Origin of the sequence: Virgifigura deserti, from assembly GCA_003576685.1 — a bacterium.
Lineage (GTDB): Bacteria > Pseudomonadota > Alphaproteobacteria > Dongiales > Dongiaceae > Virgifigura > Virgifigura deserti.
In genome coordinates, this window is the sequence record QOZR01000002.1 from 368,503 (window position 1) to 392,407 (window position 23,905).

Below are 23,905 nucleotides of genomic sequence, written 5' to 3' on the forward strand. Positions count from 1 at the left end.
CTCCTATTGCCGGCCGTCATTACGTTCATGGGGTGGCGGATGAAGCCGGATCGGCGGGACCCGCCCGGCAATTCGGGATTTCAGGAGAGCGATCGATGACGAAGGTTCTGGTGCTTTACTACAGCAGCTATGGCCATATCGAGCGGATGGCCCAGGCGGTGGCGGAGGGCGCGCGCGAGGGCGGCGCCGAGGTGACGGTCAAGCGGGTGCCGGAACTGGTGCCGGAGGAGATCACGAAGAAATCCGGCTTCAAGCTGGACCAGGCGGCGCCGATCGCGACCGTCGACGAGTTGCCGGATTACGACGCGATCATCATCGGGACGCCGACCCGCTATGGCAACATGACGGCACAGATGAAGAATTTCCTCGACCAGACCGGCAGCCTGTGGGCGCAAGGCAAGCTGAACGGCAAGGTCGGCAGCGTCTTCACCTCCACCGCCACCCAGCATGGCGGGCAGGAGAGCACCATCCTGACGACCATCCCTGTGCTGATGCATCTCGGCCTGGTGATCGTCGGCCTGCCCTATTCCTGGCAGGGCCAGATGCGGATGGACGAGATCACCGGCGGCAGCCCTTACGGCGCCTCCACCATCGCCGGCGGCGACGGCTCGCGCCAGCCGAGCGAGAACGAGCTGGAAGGCGCCCGCTATCAGGGCCGCCACGTCGCCGAGATCGCCGCCAAGCTGGCCGGCTGAGCGGTAAGTTATTGAGACACACAGACACAGAGGCACAGAGTACTAAAGAGAAATTATCTCTGTGTCTCTGTGGTTATCTTCCGCGTCACTACTCAGCGGATAAGGATGTTTGAGGGAATATTGCATGGGCCTTCTGATCGACGGCGTCTGGCACGACCAATGGTACGACACCGCGAAGTCCGGCGGCCGCTTCGTGCGCGGCGAGAGCAGCTTTCGAAACGAGATCACCGCCGACGGGTCAAGCGGCTTCAAGGCCGAGCCGGGACGCTATCACCTTTATGTCTCCCTCGCCTGCCCCTGGGCGCATCGCACGCTGATCTTCCGCAAGCTGAAGCGGCTGGAGGACGTGATCTCGCTCTCGGTCGTCGACTGGCTGATGGCGGAGAACGGCTGGCAGTTCAGCGAACGGCCGGGCTGCATCCCCGACCATGTGAACGGCGCGCGCTTCCTGCATGAGGTCTACACCAAGGCGCAGCCCGACTATACCGGCCGCGTCACCGTGCCCGTGCTGTGGGACAAGAAGCGGGAGACCATCGTCTGCAACGAGTCGGCGGAGATCATCCGCATGCTGAACAGCGCCTTCGACGCGTTCGGCGATTCCTCGCTCGACTTCTATCCGAAGGCCTTGCGCGGCGAGATCGATACCGTCAACGCGCGCGTCTATGACGGCATCAACAACGGCGTCTACAAGACCGGCTTCGCGACCACGCAGGAGGCTTATGACACGGCCTTCGACGCGCTGTTCGCCGCACTCGACGAGATCGAGGACCGGCTTGCCCGTCAGCGCTATCTCGCCGGCGACCGGCTGACCGAGGCGGACTGGCGGCTGTTCACCACGCTGGTGCGCTTCGACGCGGTCTATGTCGGGCACTTCAAGTGCAACCGCCAGCGCCTCGTCGACTATCCGAATCTCTGGAACTACACCCGCGCGCTGTATCAGGTCCCGGGCGTGGCCTCGACGGTCGATATGCGCCACATCAAGGGCCACTATTACGAAAGCCACCGGACGATCAACCCGGCGGGAATCGTGCCGAAAGGCCCGGCGATCGATTTCACCGAGCCGCATGATCGCGACCGGTTCGCGGCCGCGGCATAACCAAATTTGTACGGAAGGACCGCCCTCTCCCCACCCTGCGGGGAGAGGGAAATAGAGGAAATCGTGCCGGCCCTGAAGGCGGGGCCGGCGATATCGCTACATCACCGCCGGCGCCAGATCCGACTGGAACAGCGCGAGCAGCCTGCCGACCGGCTCGCTATCGCACCGGTACTTGAAGACCATGTCAAAGGCTTCGGACTGTGCTTGCTCAATCGTCGACAGGCTCTCGCCGACGCTCATGGTGTCGCTCGTCCGCTCGTTGATCGCTCGCTCCAGGGCATTGTAGGCGTCCTGATCGAACGTCACGTCGTTGCACAGCTCATATGCGCGGATCGCGCCATGATACTCGGCGAAGCCCACGTCACCCATGGTCTGAGCCTTCGAAAGCGATGCGGCGCCTGCCGTCATAGCGACCGCCAGCCCCACCGCGGGGATGGAGCGAAGCAGGCCTTTCCGGATATCCATTGCGACTAATCTCCCTGTTCTAGCCAAAATCCATGAGAAATAACGCCTCTTGGAAAGGGAAGTTCCCAAAGGGAACTCCCTGTATTACCACAGCCGGATCGGAGTCGGATATTCTCCTGGCGCCGGCAGTTCCGATCGGGGACGATCGCGCTTGCGGCCGGTTGAACGGGATAGAACAGGGAAGGATCGGGGAATGCGGCGCACCACGCGGTTTCGCCTTCTCGTCGAGGCGCCGGAGATCCTGCTCCTGCCCGGCGCCCACGACGCGCTGTCGGTTCGCCTGGCCGAGCAGGCCGGGTTCGCCGCGGTCACCTGCGGCGGCTATAGCGCTGCAGCCAGCCTTCTCGGCGCGCCCGATGTGGGGCAGCTCGGCATGAGCGAGATGGCGGAGATGTATGCGCGCCTCGCCGACTGCACCGACCTGCCGATCTTCGCCGACGGCGATACGGGGCACGGCAACACGACGAACGTCGCCCGCACCGTGCGCGCCTTCGAGCGCGCCGGCGTCGCCGGCCTGTTCATCGAGGACCAAGTGGCGCCGAAGCGGTGCGGGCATATGGCCGGCAAGCGGGTGGTGCCGGCGGCGGAGATGGTGGCGAAGCTCAAGGCGGCGCTGGATGCGCGGATTGACGCCGACCTCGTGATCATGGCGCGCACCGACGCCCGCGCCGTGCATGGGCTCGACGAGGCGATCGAGCGGGCCCAGCTCTATTGCGAGGCGGGCGCCGATCTCCTGTTCGTCGAAGCGCCGGTCTCGGTGGAGGAGCTGCGCCGGGTCTGCTCGGAGATTCCCGGCCCCTGCCTCGCCAACAATATCGAGGGCGGCCGGACGCCGCTGCTGCCGGCGGCAGCGCTCGAAGAGATGGGCTTTGCCGCCGTGACTTTTCCGGTGGCGGCCACCTATGCCGTCGCCGAGGCCCTTCGCGGGCTCTATAGCGCCCTCGCACGCGACGGCACGACGGCCGCCGTCGAGGATCGGCTGATGACGTTCGACGAGTTCAATGTGCTGATCGGCCTGCCGGCCGTCCGCGAGGCCGAGACGGCCTATGAGGAGTTCGCGCGCGACCTTGTCGACCTGCCGGCCTTCGACGAAGAGCTGGAGGACGAGCCGGACTGACCGGCCAGTAATGAGCAGATCGAACCAGATCATCGAGGTCGAGATCGAAGAGCTCGGCTGGCGCGGCGACGGGCTGGCCTCGCTCGCCGGAGAGCGTGTGTTCGTGCCGGGCACGTTGCCGGGCGAGCGCGTACGGATTCGACCGAGCGGGCGCCGCAAGGACGGCTTGACCGCCGAATTGGTGGAGATCCTCGCGCCCTCACCGGCCCGCGAGGCGGCGCCCTGTCCGCATTTCCTCCGCTGCGGCGGCTGCGCGGCCCAGCAACTGTCGGCCGCCGAGAACGCGGATTGGAAGCGGCGGAAGGTGCTCGTTGAGCTCGAGCGGCGCGGCATCCGCGATGTGCCCCTGCGCGATGCGGTGACGGTCGAGCCGGCGAGCCGGCGCCGGGCGACGCTTGCCGCGCGCAAGCGCCGCGGCACCGTGACGCTCGGCTTCAATGCGCGGGAGAGCGCGGCCATCGAACCGATCTCCGATTGCCCGATCCTGGTGCCACGTCTCGTCGCCCTTCTGCCCGACCTGCGGGACTTGGCGGGCGCCCTGCTGCGCGAGGGGGAAACGGCCGACTTTGCGGTGGCGGCGCTGACCGGCGGCGTGGATCTCCTCCTGACGATCGGACGCGATCCGGACCTGGAGGCACGCGAGCAGGTCGCCGCCTTCGCCGCCACCGCCGATGTCGCGCGCGTCTCGTGGCGTCGCACGACCACGGCCGATCCCGAGCCGATGATCCAGAAGGGAACGGTCGCGGCGCTGTTCGGCGGCGTGCCCGTGACGCCGCCGCCCGGGAGCTTTCTCCAGCCGAGCGAGGCGGGAGAACGCGCGCTGGTCAATGACGTCCTCGCCGGATTGGGCGCGGCGCGCCGTGTCGCCGACCTCTTCTGTGGATGCGGGACCTTCTCGCTGCCGCTTGCCGCGCAGGGCGCAGGCGTGGACGCCTTCGACGCGGATCCGCCGGCCCTCGCCGCGCTCGACCGTGCGGCGCGCTCCGCCAAGCTGACGGGCCGGCTATCCACCGTCCGGCGCAATCTGTTTCGCGATCCCGTGCCCGCCGCCGCGCTGGCGGCCTATGACGGCCTCGTGTTCGATCCGCCGCGCGCCGGCGCGCAGGCTCAAGCCGGCGAGATCGCCGGGTCGCGGGTTCCCATCGTCGTCGCGGTCTCCTGCAATCCGGCGACGTTCGCCCGCGACGCGCGCCGGCTGCTGGACGGAGGCTATAGCGTCACGGAACTGCGCATCGTCGACCAGTTCGTCTGGTCCCACCATGTCGAGCTGATCGCCTCGTTCCGGCGATGATCAGGCCGGCGACGATCAGGCCGGCGACGATCAGGATTGCTCGGCGGAGAGCTCGACGGCCCGTGACGGAGGATGCGCGGCCCGACTGTCGGCCGGGGCTTGCTTGCGGTCGGTCAGGCCATAATCGCGGATCACATCCGCGACGCGCAGACGGTAATCACGGAAGACACCGGCGCGTCCTTTGGCCTGCGTCGCGCGATGGGACGGAAGAGCCCGCCATTGCGCCACCGCCGCCTCGTCGCGCCAGAACGACAGCGATAGCAGCTTTCCGGGCTCGCTGAGGCTTTGAAAGCGCTCGACCGAGATGAACCCGTCGATGGCCGAAAGGTCGGCGCGGATAGCCGCGGCGAGATCGAGGTAGTGTTCGGCCTGCCCCTCAGCGGGCCAAACTTCGAAGATCACGGCGATCATGGACGAACGAGCTCCGCGTGGGGTGTCGAGGCCAGCCGGAGGAAGAGCCGGTCCTCCCGGCGAATGAACTGCTCCTTCCTGGCGAATTCGTAGTTCGACCGGCCCAGCGGATCGTCGCTCAGGCGCGCCCGGTATCTCTCATAGGCGGCGAGGCTGTCGATGCTATAGACGCCGTAAGCAACGGTGCTCGACCCTTCATGCGGAGCGAAATAGCCGATCAGGTCCGCGCCGCAGCGGGGAATCGCCTGCCCCCAGTTGCGGGCATAATCTTCAAAGGCAGCGATCTTGAAAGGGTCGATTTCATAGCGGATGAAGCAGGTGATCATCGCGTCGTGCACCCTCTGTCTATGGAAAATATCCGCGCACTCTATCGAACTGTTGAGTGGCGATGATTCGGTTGCGACCGAACTATGAAAGAAAGGCTCGCCACCGTATCGGTTGCCGCGCTTCCCGGCAGCCCTCCCGCAGAATTGAGCCGGTCCGAGGGAGAGGCTTCCGGCGCGTTGGACCTACCCTGAACTCTGGTCCAAAGTCCCGCGAGAAGACCGGTCGCTCTTGCGGGCCGGTCATCGCATCGGTAATTTTGAGGGTCCCGATGGAATTCTGCCTAATCTATGTGACCGCATCGGATGATGCCGAGGCCGAGAGGGTCGGTCGCGCCATTGTCGAGGAGAGGCTGGCCGCCTGTGCCAACATCCTTTCCGGCATGCGCTCGCTCTATTGGTGGGAGGGTGCGCTCGAAACCGGCGCCGAGACGATCCTGATCCTGAAGACCCGCCGGGATCTGGCGGAGCAGGTGGTCGAGCACGTCAAGGCGCTGCATTCCTACGACTGCCCCTGCGCCATCGTCCTGCCGATCGCGAGCGGCAATCCGGCCTATCTCGACTGGATCGGCGCGGAGACAGACCGGCGGTAATTGCCCGGCAGTTCGCTCAGAGAGCCTAACAGACCCTATCCATGGTCTGTTTTAGCACTCTAAGTTCGAAGCACCGAGTCCAGTGCCGCCGCGAGCGTCTCGATCGCGAAGGGCTTCTGAATCACCGGCCGTGAGGCCCACTCATCCGGAATGCCGTCGCGCCCATATCCTGTCGCGAAGATGAAGGGAATTCGCGCGGCGTCCAACTGCGCTGCGATGGGGTACGCCAGTTCCCGCCCCAGATTGACGTCGAGCACGGCGACATCGGGCCGGCGGTCGCGCAATAGTGCCAGTGCTTCGCGCACGTCGCCGGCATGCCACACGACGGCGCAGCCAAGCTCCTGCAGCATATCCTCGATCAGGAAGGAAATGATGGTCTCGTCCTCGACGACGAGGATCTTGAGGCCGTCGGCCGACAGAGGCTCACTCATGCGCCGTTGAAGGATTATACCGGCATCTCCATGCAGCAGCGAACGCCAGCGGGGTCGAAGGAGATCTGTGCCGAGCCTTTCAGTTCCTTCGTGATGCCCCGCTCCAAGAGCCGGCTGCCGAAGCCGCGGCGTTGCGGCTGCTTGACGGCCGGACCGCCGGATTCCTGCCACTCGATCCGCAAGCCGCAGCCCGCTTCGCCATCTATAACGACCCATGAGACGGTGAGAACGCCGCCCGACGCGGACAGTGAGCCGTATTTTGCGGCGTTGGTCGCGAGTTCATGGAGCACCATGGCGAGCGTCAGCGCGGGCTTCGGCTTCAGCTTGACGGGCTCGCCCTCCAGTCGGATCCGGCCTTCAGTTTCGTTCCGGCCGGCATCTCCCTGATATGGCGCAAAGATGTCGTGGAGGATCGCTTCGAGATCAGCCGACTCCCATCGTGCGCGCGTCAGGTGATCGTGCGTCCTGCTGAGGGCGAGCAGCCGTCGCTCGAAGGCCTCACGCACACCCTTGGGCACGTCGGCCCCGCGGATGGTTTGGCTGGCAAGCGACTGCACGGTGGCGAGCGTGTTCTTGACCCGATGATTTAGCTCGTCCAGCAGCGCCTTCTGCCGCTCCTCCGCCCGCTTGCGATCGGTGATGTCGACCAGCATGTTCACCGCGCCGACGAGCATGCCCGTGGCGTCGCGCAGCGGCGTCGGGTAGGGGATGAAGGGAACGCGCGCGCCATCGGGCCGCTCGGCGATGGCCTCCTCGCCCCTGACGGATCGGTTCTCCTTCAGCGCCACCGCCATGGGACACTCGTCATGCGGCATCGGCCTGCCGTCCGGCGAATAGAGGCGCCAGGAGCCGCACCACTCGCTTTCTCCGAGCTCCGGTCGATGCCCCCAAAGCTCGGCAGCAGCCTCGTTGTAGAATGTGATCCGCCCAGCGGCATCGGTCGTGTAGATGGCCGCGGGCAGCGCCTCCAGCAGTCCGCGGAACCGCCGCTCGCTCTCACGCAGCTTCTCCTCCGCCCGCTTCACCTCGGTGATGTCATGGAAGCAATTGACAGCACCGAGCAGATGACCGTCCGCGTCATGAATCGGATCGATGTGGACCATCGCGGTCGCGCGGGAGCCGTCCGGGCGCTCGATCGTCACCTCCTTGCCGTCAACCGAAGTTCCAGTTTTCAGGACATGTGCCATCGGCGTTTCCGCATGGGGCATCGGATGGCCGCTGAGGTGATACAACTTGTACGAACCGCAGAAACGTTCCTCGTCATCACCAACGCGCGGCGTGCGGCCCCACAAGGTGACGGCACGGCGATTGAACCAGCGTATTCTGCCATCTGCGTCGCAGGCATAGATCGCGATGGGCAGCAATTCGAGGAAGCGTGGCGGCGCATCGAGAACGCGAGACGCATCGTTGGCATATTCAGCAAGCGCGGGAGACAAAGAGGAAACCACCTGATTCATGACTCTCCTCTTGGCACGCTCGCCGAGCGTACCGGATAGGAACCCGGTCGCAGCCCTGCACGCCAATACGCGCCTCGCCCCGACCCTCGCGACGGACGCACAGCATACCCCTAACGCACTACCCATGCCAAACGTTCCGCTTGCCCTCGAATGTTTCACGATACATTCGGGCTGCCGGCGGGCTACCGGACGCAGATCAAACCCGGCCGATATCGATATCGGCCGCATGGATGCTGCAGATGGTCGGGCGCGAAGCGCCGACTACTGAACGGCTGTCTCGGAACCGGGCGGCCTCTCCCCGAGCGCGTCGCGCTCGACGAGCGACTTCCTCAAATCATCGCGCGAAGGCGTGCCTCGCCGGCTGAGCGGCCTGGTTCCTCTTCGCCGCCTGTGCCGCCGGAAGCTCGATATTCACTTCGAGCGTCGACATCTCGGCGCCCCGCTCCAGCTTGACCCCGACCTTCTCACTGTCGATCTGGACGTATTTCTTGATGACCTCGAGGATCTCCTTCTGGAGAAGCGGGAGGTAATCGGGACCGGACGAGCGGTCGGAGCGCTCATGGGCAAGGAGGATCTGCAACCGCTCCTTGGCCATATCGGCGGAGTGCACCTGTCGCGGTCGGCGGAAAAAGCTGAACAGCGTCATGCCGGCCTCCCCAGGAGGCGCTGGAACAGGCCGCGCCGCTCGGGCGGGAGGACGCGCACCTCGATCTGCTCGCCCATCAGCCGGGAGACGGCATCGACATAGGCCTTGCCGGCATTGGAGTTCGCATCGAGCGTGACCGGCGTGCCGAGATTCGAGGCCTTTAGGACCGCCGGACTCTCGGGAACGATGCCGAGGAGCGGAATGGAGAGGATTTCGAGGATGTCCTCGACCTTCATCATCTCGCCCTTCGCCACACGGGCGGGATCGTAACGCGTCAGCAGAAGGTGCGGCTTGACCGGCTCCTCCCCCTTCTCGGCGCGTCGGCTCTTGCTGCTCAACAGGCCGAGCACGCGGTCGCTGTCGCGCACCGACGACACTTCGGGATTGGTGACGACCACCGCCTCGTCGGCAAAATACATCGCCATATGCGCACCGCGCTCGATGCCGGCCGGGCTGTCGCAAATGATGTAATCGTACTCGTCGCGCAGCTCCTTCAGCACCTTCTCGACGCCGTCGCGCGTCAGCGCATCCTTGTCGCGGGTCTGCGAGGTCGGCAGGATCGACAGATTGTCCAGCCGCCGGTCCTTGATCAGGGCCTGTTTGAGCTTCGCGTCACCTTGGATGACGTTGATGAAGTCGAACACCACCCGCCGCTCGCACCCCATGATCATATCGAGGTTGCGCAGGCCGACATCGAAATCGATGATGACCGTCTTCTTGCCGCGCATCGCCAACCCGGCGCCGATGGCGGCCGTCGAGGTCGTCTTGCCGACTCCCCCCTTGCCCGATGTCACAACGATGATTTTAGCCAATGAAATGGTCTCCCCGCTTGATGGGTCAAAACTACTTCAGGGGTTCGACGCAGAGCGCATCCTGATCGAGGAACGCCTGGACCCGCTGCTTCCAGGCCGCCGGCCCGATGTCGTCGCTGGTCTTATACAGGCCGGCGATCGCGATCAACTCCGCCTCAAGGCTTTGACAGAAGATTCGCGCGCTCGTGTCGCCGTTCACGCCGGCGAGCGCCCGACCGCGCATGCTGCCATAGATATGGACGTTGCCATGCGCGACAAGCTCTGCGCCGGAACCGACCGACGCGACGACCACGAGATCGCCGCGATCAGCGAAGATTCGCTGCCCAGAGCGCACGGGCTCAGTGATCAGCACCGTGCCGCCGGCCGCGATCTCCGCGGGTTCCGCCGCTTCGGTCGCCGCGGCGACGCGGTCGTTTCGGTCGATCGGCCGCTCCCTGGGCCGATCCTCCGCCTCCTCTCCCGACGACTCATCCCCCGACCGGGCCTTCGCCCCATCCGGCGGCAGGTCGCGTCCGCCCTGCAGCGTTATGAGGCCGGCGGTGAGTGCGCCCGCGTTCTGCTCGATCGTGCCGTTCTGGACGCCGATCACCGATAGCTTGCGCGCCCGCAATTCCCGGACGAGACCCGTGAAGTCCCCGGACCGGTTGAGGCCGACGGCCCTGTCGAGATCGATGACGAACGGCGCATTCGTGAAGAAATGCGGCGCCTGCGACAGCTTGGCGTCGAGCGTCTGGTAAAATTCCGCATCGGCAGCGCCGGTCATCTGCAGGACGACGGCCGTGAACGACCGACCGCGGATCTGGAAGGGCATCACGGCGGACGCTGCCCGTCCGCTGCTGTTCTTCACTTCGACTTGTTGCAAGGCAGAATCTTTAAAGGCAATTGCGGGAAATTCAGGATATCTGGCTGGCGCTCTCCACAGAATCCCCCTGGGATTCGCGTCGACAGCTTCGACGGCCGCATTCTACGCGTCGCTCTAGCCGACGACTGTGGCAATTCCGTGACCAGCGCAGCGCCGCATGATGCAGCGCCGCGTGGTCATGTCGCAACTGATTTCAGACTCGACGACAGTCGATTTATTCAGGCTACGGCTTCGAAACGCGGGTCAGGTGATTCCGGCTGATCGCGATTTGCGGCAAGTCGCTATGAGGCGAACCGCTTGGCCCCGGAAACGCAGAGCACGACAGCGGCGGTTACAGCCATCATGGACCAGCCGACGGCCTCGTGCAGCAGTGTCGCCGCGAGGGCCAGACCGAAGAAGGGTTGAAGCAACTGCAACTGCCCGACGGCAGCGATCCCACCTTGGGCGAGGCCACGATACCAGAACACAAATCCTATGAGCATGCTGAACAGGGAGACATAGGCCAGCCCGATCCAGGCCGGTTGGCCGACCCCGGCCCATGATTGCGGCATGGTGTAGATGGTGAGCGGCACCATGACGGGCAGAGACAGGACAAGCGCCCAGGAAATCACCTGCCAGCCGCCGAGGTTGCGGGAGAGCTTCGCCCCTTCGGCATAGCCGAGTCCGCACACAATGATGGCTGCGAGCATCAACATGTCGCCGGCCGGAGAGGCGGCAGGGCCTTGCGCGAGCGCGAAGCCGGCAACCAGTGCACTGCCGAGGCCCGAGAACAGCCAGAAGGCCGCCCGGGGACGCTCGCCGCCGCGCACCACACCGAAGATCGCCGTCGCCAGCGGCAAGAGGCCAATGAACACGATGGAACGTGCCGAAGTCATATACTGGAGGGCAAACGCCGTCAGCAAAGGGAAGCCGACGACGACGCCAAGCGCCACGACGATCAGGGAGCGGATATTGCCACGTTTCGGCCTCTTCTCCCGAAAGGCGAGCAGAAGCGCGAGGGCCAGCACGGCTGCGATGGACGCACGGGCGACGGTCAGAAACACCGGATCGAAGTCAGCGACGGCAACCCGTGTCGCCGGCAGCGATCCGCTGAAGATCAGCACCCCCAGAAGCCCGTTGATCCAGCCGCTTGCCGTCTTGTCCATCTGCACACTCCCGTTGCGAACGGTATCGGTTGCGGCGCGTGGCTTTTCCAGAGACAATTCATTACAGTTGAGATGAACTGTATTGCTCACCGGTACAGTACGGATGGATATTGAGGAAATCTCCCGCATCGACAGCGGCACGCTGGTCGAACAGGTCATGCAGGCGATCCGCAAGCGGATTGCCGGCCGCACGCTCGCGCCGGGGACGAGGCTGCCATCCATTCGGGGACTTGCCGCGCGGATGCAGGTTTCCAAATCGACCGTCGTCGAAGCCTATGACCGGCTTGCCGCCGAAGGCGTCATCCAATCCCGGCGTGGATCAGGCTTCTATGTGGCAGGACATATGCCGCCTTTGTCTCTGGCCGAGATCGGCCCGCGACTGGACCGCGCGGTCGATCCCTTCTGGGTGTCGCGCCAATCGCTCGAAGCGGGAGGCGATGTTCTAAAACCCGGCTGCGGCTGGCTACCCGCGTCCTGGATGCCCGACGCCGGCATCCGGCGGGCACTGCGTGCGCTGGCGCGCGCCGATCAGGCCAATCTCACCGACTACGGAACGCCGCTTGGGCTGGCCCCGCTGCGTCAACTTCTATCCCGGCGTATGGCCGAGCATGGTATCGAGGCTTCACCCCACCAGATCATGCTGACGGAATCCGGCACGCAGGCCATCGACCTGCTCTGCCGCTTCCTGATCGAGCCGGGCGATACCGTGATGGTCGACGACCCGTGCTACTTCAACTTTCACGCCATGCTGCGCGCCCATCGGGCGAAGGTCGTCGGCGTCCCCTATACACCGACCGGTCCGGATATAGACCGGTTCGCGCAGGCTCTCGCCGAACATCGGCCGCGTCTGTACATCACCAATTCGGCCCTGCATAACCCGACCGGAGCAACCCTTGCGTCCGTCGTCGCGCATCGGCTGCTCAAGCTCGCCGAACTGCATGACCTGACGATCATCGAGGATGACATCTTCGCGGATTTCGAGCACGAAGCCGCGCCGCGTCTGGCCGCATTCGACGGGCTCGATCGCGTCATTCACATCGGCAGCTTCTCCAAAACCCTTTCGGCCGCCGTGCGTTGCGGCTTCATCACCGCCCGCAAGGACTGGATCGAAGGTCTGGTCGATCTGAAAATCGCCACGTCCTTCGGCGGCGGTCATTTCTCTGCCGAGTTGGTTCTCAGCATCCTGAAAGACGGCACCTATCGAAGACATCTCGACGGCCTGCGCGAGCGTCTTGCCCGCGCCATGGGGGAAGCAACCGGCCGTTTGAAAGAGATTGGCCTGACTCCACTGATCGAACCGCGCGCCGGCATGTTCCTTTGGTGCAGCTTGCCCGACGGGTTGGACGCCGCCGACATCGCCCGATTCGCGCTTGCCGACAATGTCGTCCTTGCTCCCGGCAATGTGTTCAGCCTCTCACAATCGGCCAGCGGTTTTCTGCGCTTCAACGTGGCGCAATCCCTGGACCCGCGCGTCTTCAAGGTGCTGCAAAGCGCCATGCGAGGGTGAGGCGAGGGCAATCACATCGTTGCGATGCGACTGCCCTCTATTTCAAACAATTAGAGGCTGATGCAGCGATCACACCGGCTCGACGTGATCGGATCAGGCTCCACATCTAGTAACCGAGCGCGCACCCATCCTTCCGCGGATCTGAACCGCCCGTCAGGACGCCGCGATCATGGTCGATCCGGATCGCCTGCCCGCCGCCATGCGGGCTCGCGGTGATGCGAACCTGGTGCTGCTTTTCGAGCAATCCGGCGATGCTCGCGCCGGGGATGCCGCGCTCGGCCTCGATCGCGCCATCCGTATAAAAGGCCCGCGGCGCGTCGAGCGCGGCCTGAACGTCCAGGCCGTAATCGACGATGCCGGTCAGCAGATGCACATGGCCGAAGGGCTGGTAATCGCCGCCCATCACGCCGTAGGGCATCATGGCCCGGCCGTCCTTCACCACCATGCCCGGCATGATCGTGTGCAGGGGGCGCTTCGCCGGCTCGATCCGGTTCGGGTGCGACGGATCGATCCGGAACGAGGCGCCGCGGTTCTGGAACATGACACCGGTTTGCGGACAGAGCAGCCCGCTGCCGAAGGAGTGATAGATCGAGTTGATGAAGCTGACGGCGTTCAGATCCCGGTCGACGACGCAGAGATAGACCGTGTCGGACTTCGCCAGTCCCGGATCGGGCAGGCTCGTCATCGCCGCATCGTGGCGGATGAGGCCCCGCCGGGATGCCGCATGGCCCTTGGACAGGAGATCCGCGACTGTGACCGTCATCGCCGACTCGTCGGCGAACAGGGCATCGCGGTCCCAATAGGCGAGCCGGCCCGCCTCGACCTCGAGATGCAACCGGTCCGCCCCCATCGGGTCGAGCCCGGCGAGATCGAAGCCCTCGAGGATGTTGAGCATGATAAGGGCGGTCAGGCCCTGGTTGTTCGGCGGGACCTGATGCACGTCGAAACCGCGATAGCGGGTCGCGATCGGGCGGACATAGTCGCTCTTCGTCGCGGCAAAGTCCTCGACGGTGTGAAGGCCGCCCTTGCCGCGGAGATAGGCCACCATGGCCTCGGCGATCGCGCCCTCATAGAAGGCAGCGCGGCCATCCTTGCCGATGGCGCGCAGGGTGGCGGCGAGTTGCGGCTGCCGATGGATATCGCCTTCCGCCGGAACGGCGCCGTTGGGCAGGAACAGGGCCTTTGCGTTCGTATCCTTGCTCAGGAGTTCGACCGAGGACAGCCAGTCGAACCGGACCCGCGCATGGATCGGATAGCCCTCCTCGGCATAGCGGATGGCCGGGGCCAGCAGTTCCGCGAGGTCCTTCGTCCCGTAATCGCGATTGAGCACCGTCCAGCCGTCGATCGCGCCGGGAAGGGTGGCCGAATGCACGGAGTCGGTCGTGATCTCGCGGATGCCCTGCTCCTGGAACCACTCCAGCGTCGCCGCTTTCGGCGACCGTCCGGAGCCATTGAGGGCGATCACCTGATCGCCCCCCTTCGGGCAGTAAAGGGCGAAGCAATCGCCGCCGATGCCGGTCGATTGCGGCTCGACGACGGCGAGCACCGCGGCGGCCGTGATCGCCGCGTCGATGGCGTTGCCGCCGGATTTGAGAATATCGAGGGCCGCGCCCGTCGCCAGCGGGTGCGAGGTCGCCACCATGCCGTTCGTCGCGTGGACCGGCGAGCGCCCGGGAGCCTGAAAATCGCGCATCAAAGTCTTCTTCCCTTTCGTAGTGACTGGTGTTCCGCCTAACCGCGCACGGCCATCTGCAGCGCCTTCGCTTCGGCAAGCCGGCGAATGTTGTCTCGCGATGTCTGGACGTGGGCCTTCGCGGCCGCGACCACTGCGGCTTCGTCGCGCCGACAGACGGCGTCGACGATGGCGCGGTGCTCCTCCACGGTGTTGTCCCACTTGTCGATCCACAGAATCTCCAGCCAGAGCGCGAGCTGGAGCCGCTCATAGATCCGCGTCAGCGTCTCGACGAGATAGCGGTTGCCGGTCGCTTCCGCGATCACCTCGTGGATCCTCAGCCCCAGCTCCAGCTCCTCGGCGATGTCCTGGACGGACCGCGAGTCACGCTCGTTCAGCCGCTCGATCCGCTCCATCACCGTGCGGAGTCGGGCGAGATCGCGGTTCGAGGCATGGCGCACCGCCTCCATCGCGGCATGCACGTCGAGAACCTCGCGGACGTTCAGGAGGTCGAGGAGCGCCGTGGCGTCGAGATCGATGACGACATAGCCGTGATGCGGCTTGCCGATGACGAGACCGTCCTGCTCCAGCCGCGTCAGCGCCTCCCGCAGGGGCGTTCGGCTGACGCCGAGACGCCGGGCCAGATCCGCCTCGGCAAGACGCTCGCCCGGCTTGAGGCTGCCGCGCAGGATCAGCGCCTTCAACGAGCTGTAGGCCTTTGACCGCAGCGTGCCGGAGCCGGCCTCCTGAGTCCCGGTCTGCAGCGGACGCAACGGTTCGGCGCTAACCGCGGTCATCGCCCGAACCCGAAGCCGAAGCCGCGCTGCGTCGGCTGCGCCTCTCGCGGCCGGAGGTGGGCGAGCAGTCGACGCTCCACCCGCCTGGCGACGAAGAGGACGCCATAGACCAGGACGAGGTAGAAAGCCGCCGCCGTCAGGAACGCCTCGTAGAAGGCGAAATCGCGGGAAGCGATGACCCGTGCGACGCCGGTGATGTCCATCAGCGTGATGATCGACACGAGCGACGTCGCCTGAAGCTGATAGACGATCTCGTTCGTATAGGCGGGCCAGGCAAGGCCGAGGGCGCGCGGCAGGACGATCCGCCGGAAGCGGAGCCGGCGCGGCATGCCGCAGGCCCGCGCGGCCTCGATCTCCCCCTTCGGGACGCCGGCGATGGCGCCGCGCAGGATCTCGCCCGTATAAGCCGCCGTGTTCAGCGTGAGCGTCAGAAGCGCGCAGAACCACGGCTCGCGGAAAAAGGTCCAGAGGCCGACGGCCTTGAGCGCCGGGACGAACTGGCCGCTGCCGTAATAGATCAGGAATATCTGCGCCAGCAGCGGCGTTCCCCGGACGAAGAGGACATAGGCCGTCGCCGGCCAGCGCCAGCGCCGATGGGGCGACAGGCGCATCAGCGCGAGCGGAACCGCGAGCGCAAAACCGAGGACACAGCTCGCCACCGTGAGCTCGAGCGTGACGACGAGACCCGACAGGAACCGCGGAATGTTTTCGACGATCAGGTCGAAATTCATAGCCGCGCCCCTTCCACGCCCCGGTTGGCCCAGGCCTCCGCTCGTGACTGGAGCCACATCGAGACCAGCGTGATCGCGAGATAGATCAGGCAAGCCACGAAGAAGAAGGTGAACGGCATCCGCGTCGTCCGCGCCGCCACGTCGGCGCTGCGCATCAGCTCGGGAAGCTGGATCACGGAGATCAGGGCGGTCGCCTTGATCAGAACCATCCAGACATTGCCGAGTCCCGGCAGGGCATAGCGCAGCATCTGCGGCAGGACGACCAGCCGAAAGACGAGAAAGCCGTTGAAGCCGAGCGCCCTCGCCGCCTCGACCTGCCCTTTCGACACGGCGAGATAGGAGGCCCGGAAGACCTCGCTGGCGAAGGCGCCATAGATGAAGGTGATTGTCCCGACGCCCGCCAGGAAGGGGTTGATCGCGATCTTGAGCTCGAGCCCCATCGCCGCGCCGAGGTCCTGAATCAGGGTCGGGACGCCGTAATAGACGAGGAGGAGAAGCACGAGCTCCGGAACGCCGCGGACGATCGTCGTATAAACCTCGACGGCGCCGCGGACGAACCATGTCCCGAAGAGCTTCGCCAGCGCGACGACGAGTCCGACGACGATCGCACAAACCATCGACGCCAGACCAACGAGCACGGTGAGCCGCGCGCCGTCGAGGATCATCCAGCCATAGCCTTGGAGATCAAACATCAAGCAATCTCGGCGGGAAAACGAGACGGAACCGGCACGGCACCGGTCCCTGCCCCGTCAGTCTCCGTACACGTCGAAGCCGAACCACTTGTCGCTGATCCGGTCGTAGGTGCCGTCGGCCCGGACCTCCTGGATCGCTTTGTTGAAGGCGTCCCGCAGCTCCGTCTCGCCCTTGCGCACGCCGACGCCGGCGCCGGCGCCGAACCATTCCTCGCCGGTGAAGCTGGGGCCGCGGAACTCGAACTCGGCGCCGTCGGGCGTCTTCAGGAACCCGTCCGAAAGCGCCACGACATCGCCCATCACCGCGTCGAGCCGGCCGGAGGCAAGGTCGAGATAGGCTTCGTCGAAGGTCCCGTAGACGCGCAGCTCGACATCCGGGAAATTGTCGCGCATGAAGCGCTCGAAGCTGGTGGCCCGCTGCGTGCCGACGACGATATCGGCCAAGCCTTCAGCCGTGATCTCGATATCGCTCTCCTTCGGCACGACGAAGCGCGCCGGGACCTGGTAGTATTTTTGGGAGAAGTCGATCTTCTCCTTTCGCTCCTCGGTGATGTAGAGCGAGGCGATGATCGCGTCATACTTGTCCGCCATCAGCCCCGGAATGATGCCGTCCCAGTCCTGAACGACGTAAGTGCATTCGACGTTCATCCGTTCGCACAGAGCGTCGGCGAGATCGATCTCGAACCCCTTCACCGTTCCGTCCTGGTCGAGATAGTTGAAGGGCGGGTAGGCCCCCTCGGTGCCGATCGTGATCTCGGCCGGCAGCTCCGCTCCGGCCGACGATACGGCCAGTAGGGCCGAACAGGCCAATGCCGCAAGTCCCGTTATTGCAAACTTCATCCTCGCCTCCTGTTCTTCGCGCCTCGACGGCCTTTCAGCAGCCGGCCGTCGCATTCATGATTGTATACAATGACGTATGCTGCTGCCCCAGTAAAGCGGTGCCGGCAGGACCGGCGCACGGAGCCGACGATGCGACTCGCCCGCTACAGCCACCAGGGGCACGCATGTTCATGGATCTCGGTGTATAAAGGGCTTTACGAGCTTTTTAACCATCCTCGCCCATTACACGTTTCGCAACCTGCCACGCCGGACCGCGAGAATCAGGAGTGCAACCGGAAGGCCGAGATAGCCAGAGGAGTTGATGGATTAGACAATGGAACGCTTGATCAACGGGTTCCGTCGATTTCACAGGACCTACTACCAGGATCATCGCGAGGTGTTCGACGCCCTGGCCTCGAACGGGCAATCGCCCAGGGCCTTGGTGATCGCCTGCTCCGACTCGCGCGCCGACCCGCAACTGATCTTCGGCTCGCCGCCGGGCGAGATCTTCGTCGTGCGCAACGTCGCGAACCTGGTTCCGCCCTACGCCCCCAATGCCGACTATCACGGCACGAGCGCCGCCCTCGAGTTCGCCGTCCGCGCGCTCTCGGTCGAGCATATCATCGTGATGGGCCACACCCATTGCGGCGGCGTCAACGCGTTGCTGAAGCAGTCGGAAACCCCGGGCAGCGATTTCATTTCCAATTGGATGTCCATCGCCCAGCCGGCACGGGAGCGGGCACTGGCCGCCACGCAAGACCGGCCGGAAGACGCCCAGCGCACCTGCGAGCACGAGACGATCAAGGTCTCGCTCGGCAACCTGATGACCTTCCCCTGGATCCGCGAGCGCGTCGAGCGCGGCGATCTTTCCCTCCATGGCTGGCACTTCGACCTGGAAACGGGAAACCTGATGCGGCTCGGGTCCGAAGGGGCGTTCGAGCCCGTCGCGTTGTAGCGCGTCCGATCAACGGCTGCTCCTGTACCCGGCGCCAGGTGATCCTGCATCGGAGTCGCTCTTTCGCGGCACTTTGCGGTAAGATCGGATCGGGCGTCGGAAACCGGAGAGGCGAACTGAGGAGACGACGGCAGATCCCGTCGCGGGAGGGTTCTCCTGCTCACCTCGACAAGTCTTCTTGCGGACGCTCTGGGACGCAATCTGGCGGATACCTATCGGCGCACCTTCGCTGAGCGCGAGCCGCAATATGCAGCCGTTCTCGACGGTGCGGCGCGGCTTGTCATCGAGTGCATCGCCAATAGCGACGCCCTCTATCACGACGCCGATCACACGGCCCTGGTCACGCTCGTCGGCCAGGACATCCTCCGCGGCAGACGCCTGACCGAAGTCGTCAGCCCGGAGGATTGGCTTCACTTCCTGATCGCCCTGCTGGCCCACGATATCGGCTATGTGCGCGGCATCTGCCGGGAGGATCGGTCGGACAGCTTCGTCATCGACGCCGCCGGCACGCGCTTGCCTTGGCCGCGCGGCGCGTCCGACGCCTATCTCGCGCCCCATCACGTCGAACGGTCGAAACTGGTGGTGCTGCAGCGCTTCGCCGAGGTTCCTTTCATCGATGCGGACCGGGTTGCGCGGGCCATCGAACTAACCCGATTTCCGGTCCCCGACGACGGGGACTATGCCGAAACCGATACCGAGGCGGGCCTCGTGCGCGCCGCGGATCTGATCGGTCAACTCGGCGATCCGTTCTATCTCCGTAGGTTGAACGCCCTGTTCCACGAATTTACGGAAACCGGAACTGCAGCGGCCCTTGGCCTCGCCAGCCCGGCCGACCTGGTCGACGCCTATCCGCGCTTCTTCTGGAGCCGGGTCGAGCCCTATATCGGCGATGGGCTTTGCCACCTGGAGAGGACCGTGGAGGGCAAGCAGTGGATCGCGACCCTCTACAGCCATGTGTTCGCAGTCGAGCATCGGCGGCAACGATTAGGCCCCCACCCCGGCGCCAACAGGACATAGATAGAAAGCCACTTGCAAAATAGAACGATCGCTCTATTTTGCGGGTCATGAGGGACAAGCGGCAGGACATCGCGGCGGCGGCGGATCGGCTCTTCTATCGCGAGGGCTTCGCGGAGGTCGGCATCGACCGGGTGGTCGACGAGGCGGCGGTCGCGCTCGGAACCCTTTATCGCCACTTCAAGGGCCGGTCGGAGGTCGTGGTCGGCGCCATGGAGCACCGCCACGCCGCGTTCCTGGCGGCGCTCGAGCAGGCGACCGGCGGGCGCGGTGGGCCGGACTGCGTGCTCGGGCTGTTCGATGCGCTGGGGGCATGGAGTACGGAGAAGGGCGGAAACGGATGCTTCTTCCTGCGCGCCGTGTCCGATCACCCGCAGGATGCCGCAATGCGCACGGCGGCCCTGGCTCACAAGAAGGCCTATCTCGCGCTCGTGCGGCGGCGGCTCAGGGATGGCGGGTGGAACGAGGCGCAGGCGACGCGGCTTGCGCCGGCCCTATTCCTTCTTCTCGAAGGCGCGGTGGCGGCCGCGTTCACGCTCGGTGACGAGGCCGCGATCACCGAAGCGCGGGAAATCGCGGCGTTGCTGCTTCGGGCGGATCGCCCGAAGTCATGACGCGGTCGCCGATACCGGTTCTCCTGCTCGAAGCCGGCCTCGTTGTCGCCTGGAGCTCGGGCTTCATCGGGGCCAAGCTCGCCGCCGACACGCCCTCTGTCTTCCTCGTGCTCTTCTGGCGCTTCGTGATCGTGGCGGCGCTGCTTGCCCCGTTTGTGTTGCAGGCCTGCCGACAGGGGTTTGGGCGGAAACAGATCGCCTTGCAGGCGCTTCTCGGTGCGCTCGCGATGTTCGCTTATCTGGCCACGGGCATCAAAGCGATCGATCTCGGTGTTCCGGCCGGAACCGCCGCGCTGATCTCCGCGTTGCAGCCGCTCGCGACGGCGGCGCTTGTCGGCCCGTGGCTGGGCGAGATCGTGCGACCTCGACAGTGGCTCGGGCTGGGCGTCGGCTTCGCCGGCGTCCTCGTCGCCGTCGGAGGAGCCCTGGGCGATGCGCCGCTCTGGGCTTACGGGCTCTGCTTCGTCGGGATGGCGAGCCTCGTCGTCGCGACGCTGCTGGCAAAGGCAGCAGCACCCATGATGAAGCTGCTGCCCGCGCTCGGCATTCAGAGCGCGGTCACCGCCCTCCTCTTTGCGCCGCTTGCGCTGCTGGAGGGCGGCATCATGCCGCCAGCGGATGCGCATTTTCTTGCCGCCGTCGCCTGGTTCATTCTGTTCTCCACGGTCGGCGGCTATGGCCTCTACTGGCTGTGCCTGAGACGGAGCACGGCCACCCGCGTCGGAAGTCTGATCTATCTGACGCCGCCCGTCACCATGTTGTGGGCGTGGGCGATGTTCGGGGAACCGCTCGCGCTGGCGGCGGTCGCCGGCTTCGCGCTGTGCGTGGGGGGAGTCGCCCTCGCACGGGGGCCAAGCGTCCCGAGCGCGGTTTCGCAGCGATAACTTTATCGTCCGGAGCGCCCCCGTCAGCCGGCGATGCGCAAGGGCTCCTGGTCGAAGATGATCCGCTCCCTCGGGAACAGAATCGTCGCCTTGGTGCCCTGGCCGAGCACGCTGTCCAGCATGAGTCGTCCGCCATGCAACTGCACAAGCGAGGCGGTGAGCGGAAGCCCGAGCCCCGTCCCCGGCCGCCGCCTGCCGTCGGCGTCGACGACCTGATAGAAGGGCTCGAGGACCTTCTCGAGCTCCTCGGGATGCATGCCGACCCCGGTGTCGCTCACCTCGATGCGCAGGCCGCCGTCGGGGCCGATCGCTGCGGCGATGCCGACCTCGCCGCCACAGGCCGTGAACTTGACCGCATTCGACAGCAGGTTGATCAGAATCTGCCGGACCTTGAGTTCGTCGCCGAGCATCGGCGGAAGCGCGTCCGGGAGCTCCCGAAGGAGTCGGACGCTCCCGGCCTCGGCCTGGGGCGTAACGAGGCGCAGGGCGGCGTCGATGGCACCCACCGGATCGAAGGGCCGCTCGATCAGCTGCATCTTGCCGGCTTCCGCCTTCGACAGGTCGAGGATCGAATTGATGAGGTCGAGCAGGTGCGTGCCGCTGTCGCGGATGGCGGCCAGGTAACTCTGCCTCCGGTCCTCATCCACCTTGTGGCCGAGACTCAGCATGAGGTCGGAGAAGCCAATGACGGCGTTCAACGGCGTGCGCAGCTCGTGGCTCATATTGGCGAGGAACCGCGACTTCATCTTGTTGGCGCGTTCCGCGGCGAGCTTGGCTTCAGCCAGTTCGGCCGTGCGATCGGCCAGGGACCTCAGCATGCCGTTGAAACGCTTCGCGAGCACGCCGAACTCGCCGCGCTGCGTGTCGGGCACACGGTCGTCAAGCGCACCGGTGCTGCCGATCTTCACGATGTGCCGATTCAGCTCCCAGATAGGCTTCAGAACCAGACGCTGAAGCAGGAACCACATCAGCGTCATGTCGACCAGCCCGATCGCCAGGAGCGAGAAAAGCGACAGATCGACCGTCTTATCGCCGAATCGGGTAATATCGCGCGGTGTGTGCGCCTCGATCGCGAGACCGCCCGCGCCGTCGATGTCCGGCAGGATGACGGAAGCTATCAGGATGTCGGGCCCCGGGCGGACGGCGATGTCGGAACGGGCCTCCGGCGCCGGACCGTTACCGAGGGGACGCAGGTCGAAGGCGACATTGACCTGCCTGCGCAAGCTTTCGATCTTCGCCGGATCGAGGAACCGGCCGAGAATGAGCGTGCCGTTGGGCCGGCCGACGGCGCCCGTCTTTTGGATGGTACGGGCCGTCACCAACAGGGGGCCATGCTCGGTGAGCCGCAGCCCGCCAAATGCCGCCTCGTCGCGCGCGCCGGCAAGGAGCGGAGCGTCGGGATCCAGCGCTTCGCCGGCGAACTGGTCGAGCCGGATCTCGTCGCCCGTCGCGAGATCGAAGCTCTTCCCCCACAGAATCCGCCCGGAGTTGTCAGTGAAGATCATCATGTTGACGTCCAGCGCCCTCAACGTATCGAAGACGAGGTTCCGCTCGACGAAACTCGGACTCTCGCCGGCGGCGAAGGCATAGGCGTCATCCCATTTCGCCCAATCCTCCGCGCTGTTTCCGAGATGCGCGATCTCGCTCTTGAGCGCGCCCACGACACGATCGGCATTGCGCAGCGCTTCCGCCCGCTCGAGATCCTCGAAGCCGCGGGCCACCAGCAGGTGGAGGACCAGGGCGTTCAACCCGAGCATGATCGTGATCGTCGCCGCCATGATTAGGACGACGCGTATCTTCAGCGACATCGGTATGAGAAACTCCGGACTGTCGCGTCTCCGGCGAGGCCGTTGCGTGGCACTCCTCCCTCGACGCCAATCACCCGGAACCTATGACGCGAAGAGTTAATGATCATTTACGATTGCTTGTGACAAAATCGGCACATCGTTCGGACGGCGGCAATCGGCAGTTTCCCTTAGACGGTGTCGCAAACCGCATGGGCCTAGAACAAGCGTCGTTACCATAAGTTGCCTTATCCATGCGCACAGTAACTGTACGTTGTATTGCACGCTTTCCAGCTCCTGCATTTTTTCGACAGGATGCATTCACCTTCGCAGTACGACGCCGAAGGTACGGCATTCCATGATCGACCTTCCGTTACTGGCGACCGACCGCGCCTGTTTTGCGCCCCCTATAAGTATAAAATCACATCATGGGGAAATTTACTTTGCAGGCGGGGAAACAATCGCCAGTCATTCCCGACGATTGCCTTATTCTATAAAATACTCTTGAAAACCCTCTAGACTCCGGTTAATAAAATCACAGAGATCTCGGAAGGGACTCCGAGAAACGGCGCTCGGCGGCGCGGGCGGCATAGGCTGGGCCTCATACGGTTTCGCTCCCGTCGAGGAACCGGAGAAAACCGGTTCGCATCGTTGGGCGCCGTCATCTTCTTCCGTCGGGCCAAGCAGCGGCGGTCGTCCGGCCGTGAAGCTTTATGGATCAGATCACACCGGAGGCCCTGCATGTCGCGAAGGTCCTTGTCGCGCGATACGGAGCCGGGGCGACCGTTCGTGCCTGGACAACAGCTCGGGACGCGACTTCACAAGGAAGATGACACCGCCTCGTTCTGGGTCGAGGTCGTGACCGTCCTGCTCGACTGGCAGAAGCCCTATCCGGGGACGGCGGACAGCATCCACTGATCGGCCACCGGCGCCGCACCTCCCTATCCCGGCTTGGAAGTTCCGGCGTTCCACCTGTCGAGATACCGTCGCCTGCTCCATTCCGACGGTAAAGCTTAACGATAGAATTTCTTCCTGAGAATCCGGTACCACCGAGGGTTAATGCGTCTGCCCGGTCAAAGGGCCGTCTATCGA

Annotated in this window: 27 protein-coding genes; 11 read left to right on the top strand and 16 right to left on the bottom strand. The window is 64.9% G+C overall.

The window, feature by feature from the left end:
• The first annotated feature begins 95 nt into the window (after positions 1–95).
• Positions 96–695 carry an NAD(P)H:quinone oxidoreductase gene (gene wrbA, locus DT069_RS05110; RefSeq protein WP_119459190.1) on the top strand — a complete coding sequence of 200 codons (600 nt, stop codon included), beginning with the start codon at positions 96–98 and terminating at the stop codon, positions 693–695.
• Between the two features lie 124 nt (positions 696–819).
• A complete protein-coding gene (locus tag DT069_RS05115) occupies positions 820–1,791 on the top strand; it encodes a glutathione S-transferase family protein (RefSeq protein ID WP_119459191.1) in 972 nt (323 codons plus the stop codon).
• A gap of 96 nt (positions 1,792–1,887) precedes the next feature.
• Here the strand turns inward: DT069_RS05115 and DT069_RS05120 are convergent, their stop codons facing one another.
• On the bottom strand, positions 1,888–2,256 hold the full coding sequence (locus DT069_RS05120) for a hypothetical protein (protein WP_119459192.1): 369 nt from the start codon (positions 2,254–2,256) through the stop codon (positions 1,888–1,890).
• Positions 2,257–2,449: 193 nt separating this feature from the next.
• Here DT069_RS05120 and DT069_RS05125 point away from each other — a divergent pair, with 193 nt between their 5' ends.
• Entirely contained in the window at positions 2,450–3,373 is a 924-nt protein-coding gene (locus DT069_RS05125; protein WP_119459193.1) for an isocitrate lyase/PEP mutase family protein, read from the top strand.
• 10 nt (positions 3,374–3,383) lie between these two features.
• On the top strand, positions 3,384–4,664 hold the full coding sequence (locus DT069_RS05130; RefSeq protein WP_162912986.1) for a class I SAM-dependent RNA methyltransferase: 1,281 nt from the start codon (positions 3,384–3,386) through the stop codon (positions 4,662–4,664).
• A gap of 30 nt (positions 4,665–4,694) precedes the next feature.
• Here the strand turns inward: DT069_RS05130 and DT069_RS05135 are convergent, their stop codons facing one another.
• Together DT069_RS05135 and DT069_RS05140 are read right to left on the bottom strand one after the other, a co-directional pair.
• Positions 4,695–5,075: an antibiotic biosynthesis monooxygenase family protein gene (locus DT069_RS05135; RefSeq protein WP_119459195.1), complete on the bottom strand. Its 381-nt coding sequence runs from the start codon at positions 5,073–5,075 to the stop codon at positions 4,695–4,697.
• Positions 5,072–5,413 carry an NIPSNAP family protein gene (locus DT069_RS05140; protein WP_425450016.1) on the bottom strand — a complete coding sequence of 114 codons (342 nt, stop codon included), beginning with the start codon at positions 5,411–5,413 and terminating at the stop codon, positions 5,072–5,074. Before DT069_RS05140 ends, DT069_RS05135 begins: the two co-directional genes overlap by 4 nt.
• Positions 5,414–5,670: 257 nt before the next feature.
• Here DT069_RS05140 and cutA point away from each other — a divergent pair, with 257 nt between their 5' ends.
• Positions 5,671–5,991 carry a divalent-cation tolerance protein CutA gene (gene cutA / locus DT069_RS05145; RefSeq protein ID WP_119459197.1) on the top strand — a complete coding sequence of 107 codons (321 nt, stop codon included), beginning with the start codon at positions 5,671–5,673 and terminating at the stop codon, positions 5,989–5,991.
• Between the two features lie 59 nt (positions 5,992–6,050).
• On the opposite strand, the gene DT069_RS05150 is transcribed toward cutA, so the two are convergent.
• From DT069_RS05150 to DT069_RS05175, 6 genes are all read right to left on the bottom strand, one after another.
• The gene (locus DT069_RS05150; RefSeq protein ID WP_119459198.1) at positions 6,051–6,422 is read right to left on the bottom strand and encodes a response regulator; all 372 of its coding nucleotides are present in this window, start codon (positions 6,420–6,422) and stop codon (positions 6,051–6,053) included.
• A 14-nt stretch (positions 6,423–6,436) separates the two neighbouring features.
• Positions 6,437–7,879, bottom strand: coding sequence for a sensor histidine kinase (locus tag DT069_RS05155; RefSeq protein WP_119459199.1), 1,443 nt, complete (start codon positions 7,877–7,879; stop codon positions 6,437–6,439).
• Between the two features lie 334 nt (positions 7,880–8,213).
• The gene (minE, locus tag DT069_RS05160) at positions 8,214–8,525 is read right to left on the bottom strand and encodes a cell division topological specificity factor MinE (RefSeq protein WP_119459200.1); all 312 of its coding nucleotides are present in this window, start codon (positions 8,523–8,525) and stop codon (positions 8,214–8,216) included.
• On the bottom strand, positions 8,522–9,337 hold the full coding sequence (minD, locus tag DT069_RS05165; RefSeq protein ID WP_119459201.1) for a septum site-determining protein MinD: 816 nt from the start codon (positions 9,335–9,337) through the stop codon (positions 8,522–8,524). The genes minE and minD overlap by 4 nt, the downstream gene beginning before the upstream one ends.
• A 31-nt stretch (positions 9,338–9,368) precedes the next feature.
• The gene (minC, locus tag DT069_RS05170; protein WP_425450017.1) at positions 9,369–10,199 is read right to left on the bottom strand and encodes a septum site-determining protein MinC; all 831 of its coding nucleotides are present in this window, start codon (positions 10,197–10,199) and stop codon (positions 9,369–9,371) included.
• Between the two features lie 281 nt (positions 10,200–10,480).
• Complete coding sequence (locus tag DT069_RS05175; RefSeq protein WP_119459203.1) at positions 10,481–11,344, bottom strand: DMT family transporter; 864 nt, start codon at positions 11,342–11,344, stop codon at positions 10,481–10,483.
• A gap of 103 nt (positions 11,345–11,447) precedes the next feature.
• On the opposite strand from DT069_RS05175, the gene DT069_RS05180 reads away from it, so the two are divergent.
• Positions 11,448–12,851 carry an aminotransferase-like domain-containing protein gene (locus DT069_RS05180; RefSeq protein ID WP_119459204.1) on the top strand — a complete coding sequence of 468 codons (1,404 nt, stop codon included), beginning with the start codon at positions 11,448–11,450 and terminating at the stop codon, positions 12,849–12,851.
• A gap of 106 nt (positions 12,852–12,957) precedes the next feature.
• Here the strand turns inward: DT069_RS05180 and ggt are convergent, their stop codons facing one another.
• From ggt to DT069_RS05205, 5 genes are read right to left on the bottom strand one after another with little or no spacing between them, the layout of a single operon-like run.
• Positions 12,958–14,544: a gamma-glutamyltransferase gene (gene ggt / locus DT069_RS05185; RefSeq protein ID WP_119459205.1), complete on the bottom strand. Its 1,587-nt coding sequence runs from the start codon at positions 14,542–14,544 to the stop codon at positions 12,958–12,960.
• Positions 14,545–14,582: 38 nt separating this feature from the next.
• Positions 14,583–15,320, bottom strand: a complete 738-nt coding sequence (locus DT069_RS05190; RefSeq protein WP_119459206.1) for a GntR family transcriptional regulator — start codon at positions 15,318–15,320, stop codon at positions 14,583–14,585.
• Positions 15,317–16,051 carry an ABC transporter permease gene (locus DT069_RS05195; protein WP_119459207.1) on the bottom strand — a complete coding sequence of 245 codons (735 nt, stop codon included), beginning with the start codon at positions 16,049–16,051 and terminating at the stop codon, positions 15,317–15,319. The genes DT069_RS05190 and DT069_RS05195 overlap by 4 nt, the downstream gene beginning before the upstream one ends.
• Positions 16,048–16,743: an ABC transporter permease gene (locus DT069_RS05200; protein WP_119459208.1), complete on the bottom strand. Its 696-nt coding sequence runs from the start codon at positions 16,741–16,743 to the stop codon at positions 16,048–16,050. The genes DT069_RS05195 and DT069_RS05200 overlap by 4 nt, the downstream gene beginning before the upstream one ends.
• Before the next feature lie 57 nt (positions 16,744–16,800).
• Positions 16,801–17,583 (bottom strand): ABC transporter substrate-binding protein, encoded by a 783-nt coding sequence (locus tag DT069_RS05205; RefSeq protein ID WP_119459209.1) that lies wholly within the window; start codon positions 17,581–17,583, stop codon positions 16,801–16,803.
• 313 nt (positions 17,584–17,896) lie between these two features.
• On the opposite strand from DT069_RS05205, the gene DT069_RS05210 reads away from it, so the two are divergent.
• Positions 17,897–18,517, top strand: a complete 621-nt coding sequence (locus DT069_RS05210; RefSeq protein WP_119459210.1) for a carbonic anhydrase — start codon at positions 17,897–17,899, stop codon at positions 18,515–18,517.
• A gap of 9 nt (positions 18,518–18,526) precedes the next feature.
• Here DT069_RS05210 and DT069_RS24895 read toward each other — a convergent pair whose 3' ends face one another.
• Positions 18,527–18,955 carry a hypothetical protein gene (locus DT069_RS24895; protein WP_425450018.1) on the bottom strand — a complete coding sequence of 143 codons (429 nt, stop codon included), beginning with the start codon at positions 18,953–18,955 and terminating at the stop codon, positions 18,527–18,529.
• A 12-nt stretch (positions 18,956–18,967) separates the two neighbouring features.
• On the opposite strand from DT069_RS24895, the gene DT069_RS05215 reads away from it, so the two are divergent.
• The 3 genes from DT069_RS05215 to DT069_RS05225 are packed head-to-tail and all read left to right on the top strand — an operon-like array spanning position 18,968 to position 21,029.
• Entirely contained in the window at positions 18,968–19,534 is a 567-nt protein-coding gene (locus DT069_RS05215) for a hypothetical protein (RefSeq protein ID WP_425450019.1), read from the top strand.
• A 47-nt stretch (positions 19,535–19,581) separates the two neighbouring features.
• Positions 19,582–20,145 carry a TetR/AcrR family transcriptional regulator gene (locus DT069_RS05220; protein WP_119459212.1) on the top strand — a complete coding sequence of 188 codons (564 nt, stop codon included), beginning with the start codon at positions 19,582–19,584 and terminating at the stop codon, positions 20,143–20,145.
• Positions 20,142–21,029 (top strand): DMT family transporter, encoded by an 888-nt coding sequence (locus DT069_RS05225; protein ID WP_119459213.1) that lies wholly within the window; start codon positions 20,142–20,144, stop codon positions 21,027–21,029. Before DT069_RS05220 ends, DT069_RS05225 begins: the two co-directional genes overlap by 4 nt.
• Positions 21,030–21,052: 23 nt before the next feature.
• On the opposite strand, the gene DT069_RS05230 is transcribed toward DT069_RS05225, so the two are convergent.
• Positions 21,053–22,837: a sensor histidine kinase gene (locus tag DT069_RS05230; protein ID WP_119459214.1), complete on the bottom strand. Its 1,785-nt coding sequence runs from the start codon at positions 22,835–22,837 to the stop codon at positions 21,053–21,055.
• Between the two features lie 717 nt (positions 22,838–23,554).
• On the opposite strand from DT069_RS05230, the gene DT069_RS24545 reads away from it, so the two are divergent.
• Positions 23,555–23,731 carry a hypothetical protein gene (locus DT069_RS24545; protein WP_162912987.1) on the top strand — a complete coding sequence of 59 codons (177 nt, stop codon included), beginning with the start codon at positions 23,555–23,557 and terminating at the stop codon, positions 23,729–23,731.
• Positions 23,732–23,905 lie beyond the last annotated feature (174 nt).

Bases quoted from the DNA above. Each gene is read 5' to 3' on its own strand.
- wrbA (WP_119459190.1), top strand. From the start codon at position 96: ATGACGAAGGTTCTGGTGCTTTACTACAGCAGCTATGGCCATATCGAG.
- DT069_RS05115 (WP_119459191.1), top strand. From the start codon at position 820: ATGGGCCTTCTGATCGACGGCGTCTGGCACGACCAATGGTACGACACC.
- DT069_RS05120 (WP_119459192.1), bottom strand. From the start codon at position 2,256: ATGGATATCCGGAAAGGCCTGCTTCGCTCCATCCCCGCGGTGGGGCTG.
- DT069_RS05125 (WP_119459193.1), top strand. From the start codon at position 2,450: ATGCGGCGCACCACGCGGTTTCGCCTTCTCGTCGAGGCGCCGGAGATC.
- DT069_RS05130 (WP_162912986.1), top strand. From the start codon at position 3,384: ATGAGCAGATCGAACCAGATCATCGAGGTCGAGATCGAAGAGCTCGGC.
- DT069_RS05135 (WP_119459195.1), bottom strand. From the start codon at position 5,075: ATGATCGCCGTGATCTTCGAAGTTTGGCCCGCTGAGGGGCAGGCCGAA.
- cutA (WP_119459197.1), top strand. From the start codon at position 5,671: ATGGAATTCTGCCTAATCTATGTGACCGCATCGGATGATGCCGAGGCC.
- DT069_RS05150 (WP_119459198.1), bottom strand. From the start codon at position 6,422: ATGAGTGAGCCTCTGTCGGCCGACGGCCTCAAGATCCTCGTCGTCGAG.
- DT069_RS05155 (WP_119459199.1), bottom strand. From the start codon at position 7,879: ATGAATCAGGTGGTTTCCTCTTTGTCTCCCGCGCTTGCTGAATATGCC.
- minE (WP_119459200.1), bottom strand. From the start codon at position 8,525: ATGACGCTGTTCAGCTTTTTCCGCCGACCGCGACAGGTGCACTCCGCC.
- DT069_RS05175 (WP_119459203.1), bottom strand. From the start codon at position 11,344: ATGGACAAGACGGCAAGCGGCTGGATCAACGGGCTTCTGGGGGTGCTG.
- DT069_RS05180 (WP_119459204.1), top strand. From the start codon at position 11,448: ATGGATATTGAGGAAATCTCCCGCATCGACAGCGGCACGCTGGTCGAA.
- ggt (WP_119459205.1), bottom strand. From the start codon at position 14,544: ATGCGCGATTTTCAGGCTCCCGGGCGCTCGCCGGTCCACGCGACGAAC.
- DT069_RS05190 (WP_119459206.1), bottom strand. From the start codon at position 15,320: ATGACCGCGGTTAGCGCCGAACCGTTGCGTCCGCTGCAGACCGGGACT.
- DT069_RS05195 (WP_119459207.1), bottom strand. From the start codon at position 16,051: ATGAATTTCGACCTGATCGTCGAAAACATTCCGCGGTTCCTGTCGGGT.
- DT069_RS05200 (WP_119459208.1), bottom strand. From the start codon at position 16,743: ATGTTTGATCTCCAAGGCTATGGCTGGATGATCCTCGACGGCGCGCGG.
- DT069_RS05205 (WP_119459209.1), bottom strand. From the start codon at position 17,583: ATGAAGTTTGCAATAACGGGACTTGCGGCATTGGCCTGTTCGGCCCTA.
- DT069_RS05210 (WP_119459210.1), top strand. From the start codon at position 17,897: ATGGAACGCTTGATCAACGGGTTCCGTCGATTTCACAGGACCTACTAC.
- DT069_RS05220 (WP_119459212.1), top strand. From the start codon at position 19,582: ATGAGGGACAAGCGGCAGGACATCGCGGCGGCGGCGGATCGGCTCTTC.
- DT069_RS05225 (WP_119459213.1), top strand. From the start codon at position 20,142: ATGACGCGGTCGCCGATACCGGTTCTCCTGCTCGAAGCCGGCCTCGTT.
- DT069_RS05230 (WP_119459214.1), bottom strand. From the start codon at position 22,837: ATGTCGCTGAAGATACGCGTCGTCCTAATCATGGCGGCGACGATCACG.
- DT069_RS24545 (WP_162912987.1), top strand. From the start codon at position 23,555: ATGTCGCGAAGGTCCTTGTCGCGCGATACGGAGCCGGGGCGACCGTTC.